Source organism: Limosilactobacillus caccae (assembly GCF_900156885.1).
GTDB lineage: Bacteria > Bacillota > Bacilli > Lactobacillales > Lactobacillaceae > Limosilactobacillus > Limosilactobacillus caccae.
In genome coordinates, this window is sequence record NZ_FTOY01000007.1 from 1 (window position 1) to 3,577 (window position 3,577).

Genomic DNA, 3,577 nt, shown 5'->3' on the forward strand with positions numbered 1-3,577 from the left:
AATCAGGCTTTGAAACTTTTTCAGAATCTTGATTTTTAAAACTTTCCATTTTTAAAACATCACGTGTCACAAATCCCTTGCGAGAGTAAGACTCAAGCACTATATTAGCAGCCAGTCTTGCACTATCTTTAAAAATTAACTGATGACTATTCTGCCACATGTAAATTCTAAAAAGCAAAAGACCAAGTAAACTAATCAAGACCCATAAAAGATATTTCTGAATTAACAAAAACAAAAAGATTAAAAATAAAATCAATCCAATAATTGTAACAATTTTCCAAAATCCTGAAAAATGTAAAAAATCATTATATAAACGTCTTATCTTCTGATACAGTTTATCAATCATTACTATCAACCTTTTCTAACTTAACGAGACGCATAGAACGACCAAAACCTTCAAAAGTTAATTTAACTTTTGAAAAGGTCTGTAAGTTTTGAGCCTTTAACTCTTCCCATTGATCAGCTGACATAGTCATCTTTTGAATTGAGGCACCAATTTGATTGTCTCGACCATGATCATTGGGATCTATAAACCTAACACTTACGCCCTTAACTCGATCTCCTTTTTCATTAAGAAAATCGAAAAAGAACAAGTTAATTAATATTGCAACAATATCCATTGTTTGCTCTCCTTTTCATAATATTTAAGGTAGCGAAATTCCTTATTAATGTTCTAAGAAAAAAATATTCAAAAAAATTTTTTAAAACAAAAAAAGACTGAATTCAATCAGCCTTTAAATCCATTATTCATTTTTAGCATTTATCAGAGAAAGATTATATGAAGCCTTATATACCATAGATTCTGCTTCATCTAATAATTTAAGCACATCATCATAATCACCTTCATTTTTTTGACTCAAAATTTTCAATTTAAAATCCTGAAGATTATCTGCAAGTTGTTCAGAAACAACGCTATAAATACCAGCCTGTTCTAAGATAGCATCAATACCTTTAACATCTTTAAGTTCCATACTATATCACTCCCAACTAACATAATTCTTAATATCACTATTCCATTTATACATTACCGTTTCAATGATATCTGCACTATCATCATCATTACCTACATTAATTAGATCATCTTCTTTTTGATCAAACAATAATTCATGTCTAATCTTTTTTAGAAGACCACCAAAACTTAATTGCCTTGAACCCTGTAAACTTTTTTCTAACTCGTCAAGAATAACTAAATCAGACTTTCTATCATTAGTAATATAGTCAGAATCCTTAACTTGATACTTAGAAACTTCCTTGGCGGAAGAAATTAAAGCAGATTGTCCATGTCTACTTCTTGCTCTTATTTTTTGTATATTAATAATAGGATCATAATCTAATTTTCTTGCTCTTTTCCATAATTTTGACCAGTCACTATTAGTTAAATAACTATCTGAATTAAAATAACTAGATTTAACCATTAACAAGATATGCACATGCTCATGAAAGGTATACTTATCACGATTAACAGTAATTTCAGAAGACCTTACATAACCAATCAAATGCTTACTAACTTTCTTATATTGAATTAACCTTCTTATTGAAGAATTCATATCTCTCAAGTTTTGCTTTAATTCACCAACATGAGAATTCTCTTCTGTTAATGTCAAAAACAAATAAACAGCTTTAGGAAACTTTTTATTTGCTTCATCTAAAATTCTTTGAAGCTCATAGCTATTTTTTAATGCCCTTCGCCAAGAGCAAAGTGGACAAAGTCTCGAATGACAAAACCATGTTTGATAAAGTTTCATACCATCATCAGTTTTAGCAAATTTAAGAACATTTCCACAATCACGAACCCTATTTGCTTTTTTAAAATGTAAGACCTCCAAATATTCAGCATAAGTAAGACTATCAAGCTTTTTACTTCTCCAAGGTCTTTCCTTACCATTATATTTAGAGGTATCTTTCAGAATCGTTCCTGTATACAAATTTAATACCTCTTTACTTACACTCACTGCAGTAAAGAGTCAGCTATCATAATTGATATAGCAATAATTAAATACTATAATAAGTAGTTGATAATATATGATAACTAACTCATGCTCCTACCGATCGCCAAATCAAAAGGAACTGCATGAGTTTTTTATTTACCCTTAAATTATAACTCTATTCTGTTAGTAATCAAAAGTCAAAAGAACCCAGTAATATCAACGGTTAAAGGGTATTTTAAAAAATGACGTTGTTTCTAATTGTATCAAGATAAGTAGAAACGCGATTAAAAATCGCGTTTCCAAGGGCGTTGTCACCCCTTGACCCAGACCAAGCGTAGGACGCTTGATCCCATTCCCCTTGCAGGGAGCGGGCGAAAAAATGAATTTTTCACCAAAAATAAGGGTTGTCAGCATAACCATGTCAAGGGTTGCCCGTTTGCATAGCAAACGGCGTATGCCCCTTGACATTCATTAACTAACTTCGGGCTACGCCACCAGCCAACAATCATATTAATAGTACTCAGTAACAAGGCGCTTACCTCTACCATGGTAGGGTAAGCGCCTTGTTACTCTTTATTTAAAATAATCAGTTAAAAAATCGTCCAATTTTTGCAAATCAAACTTTGGCAACTTGACCCTACTAGCTCCCATTCCTTCTCGATAAAGTAGACCTACACCTGGCTTATTATTTAGCCAATTTGGAGACAATTCATCGTTAGGAAAAATCATACGTTTTGCCTCTCCGGACAAGCCTCCTAATGCTAATCTAAAGCCAAAATTATCCCGTGCACCGTGACTGAACATCGAAGCATCAGGACGCTGTGCTATTGTGACAACATGCAAATTCCAGGCTCTGCCTAGCATTAATAATCTTGCCAATTTCGCTTGATACTTTTTCGCATCACTTTTTTCTAGTGACAAAAGAAAACTAGGATATTCATCTAGTACCAACACATATGGATCATAGAGTGAACGATGCCACCCCTGCCTTGTTTGTAATAGCATACATGCATCATCAATCGCATCATTCATATCTTGCAACTTCAATCTAGCAAAATCCCAGTCACCAAAATTTTTAAAATCCGCAAATTCAAATTCAATATTGGGAATCTGCAAGCATAATTTACCAACCAAAAGCCTTGCAGCAGTCGTCTTTTGAGAGCCCGTAGGACCTGTAATAAGTAAATGGGGTGTTAAGTTAAAATCTATTGGGACATGCATACGATTTTCAGAAATCAAAAAATTATTTACTATCATGAAAAATCACTATCTTGCTCATTAGCAGCATATACTTCTTGTCGATTTAATAACTTCACAGACCTATTAGGTTTTAAAATTAAATGCAAAACAAAATAACTATCTTTATCTATTAAGCTTACTCTTGCTACTTGAAATGATGACCTCTCCGCATGGTTAATTAGATAAGATGACCATGCTTCTTGACCCTCATAAGTTAATATCTCATCTGTCGCATAGTCTTGACCAATTTCATTTTTTGCAAATTCAAAATCAAAAATCGCTAAATCAGGCTTTGAAACTTTTTCAGAATCTTGATTTTTAAAACTTTCCATTTTTAAAACATCACGTGTCACAAATCCCTTGCGAGAGTAAGACTCAAGCACTATATTAGCAGCCAGTCTTGCACTATC

6 protein-coding genes are annotated in these 3,577 nt (G+C 32.8%); all 6 read right to left on the minus strand.

Translation table 11 applies throughout. From position 1 onward, the window contains the following. Positions 1–346, minus strand: a 346-nt coding sequence (locus tag CZ502_RS00920; RefSeq protein ID WP_143457258.1) for a hypothetical protein, incomplete at its 3' end; no start/stop codon positions are given. After that, entirely contained in the window at positions 339–620 is a 282-nt protein-coding gene (locus tag CZ502_RS00925) for a hypothetical protein (protein ID WP_076459247.1), read from the minus strand. The genes CZ502_RS00925 and CZ502_RS00920, both read right to left, overlap by 8 nt. Positions 621–743: 123 nt before the next feature. Beyond that, a complete protein-coding gene (locus CZ502_RS00930; RefSeq protein WP_076459248.1) occupies positions 744–971 on the minus strand; it encodes a hypothetical protein in 228 nt (75 codons plus the stop codon). A 6-nt stretch (positions 972–977) separates the two neighbouring features. Continuing rightward, a complete protein-coding gene (locus CZ502_RS00935; protein WP_076459249.1) occupies positions 978–1,925 on the minus strand; it encodes a protein rep in 948 nt (315 codons plus the stop codon). A 576-nt stretch (positions 1,926–2,501) separates the two neighbouring features. After that, entirely contained in the window at positions 2,502–3,185 is a 684-nt protein-coding gene (locus CZ502_RS00945; protein ID WP_076459251.1) for a P-loop NTPase family protein, read from the minus strand. Further along, positions 3,182–3,577, minus strand: a 396-nt coding sequence (locus CZ502_RS10660) for a hypothetical protein (protein ID WP_159434543.1), incomplete at its 5' end; no start/stop codon positions are given. The genes CZ502_RS10660 and CZ502_RS00945, both read right to left, overlap by 4 nt.

What these genes read in the sequence shown, in the direction of transcription:
- CZ502_RS00945 (WP_076459251.1), bottom strand. Translation starts at nt 3,185, where the DNA reads ATGATAGTAAATAATTTTTTGATTTCTGAAAATCGTATGCATGTCCCA.
- CZ502_RS00925 (WP_076459247.1), bottom strand. Translation starts at nt 620, where the DNA reads ATGGATATTGTTGCAATATTAATTAACTTGTTCTTTTTCGATTTTCTT.
- CZ502_RS00930 (WP_076459248.1), bottom strand. Translation starts at nt 971, where the DNA reads ATGGAACTTAAAGATGTTAAAGGTATTGATGCTATCTTAGAACAGGCT.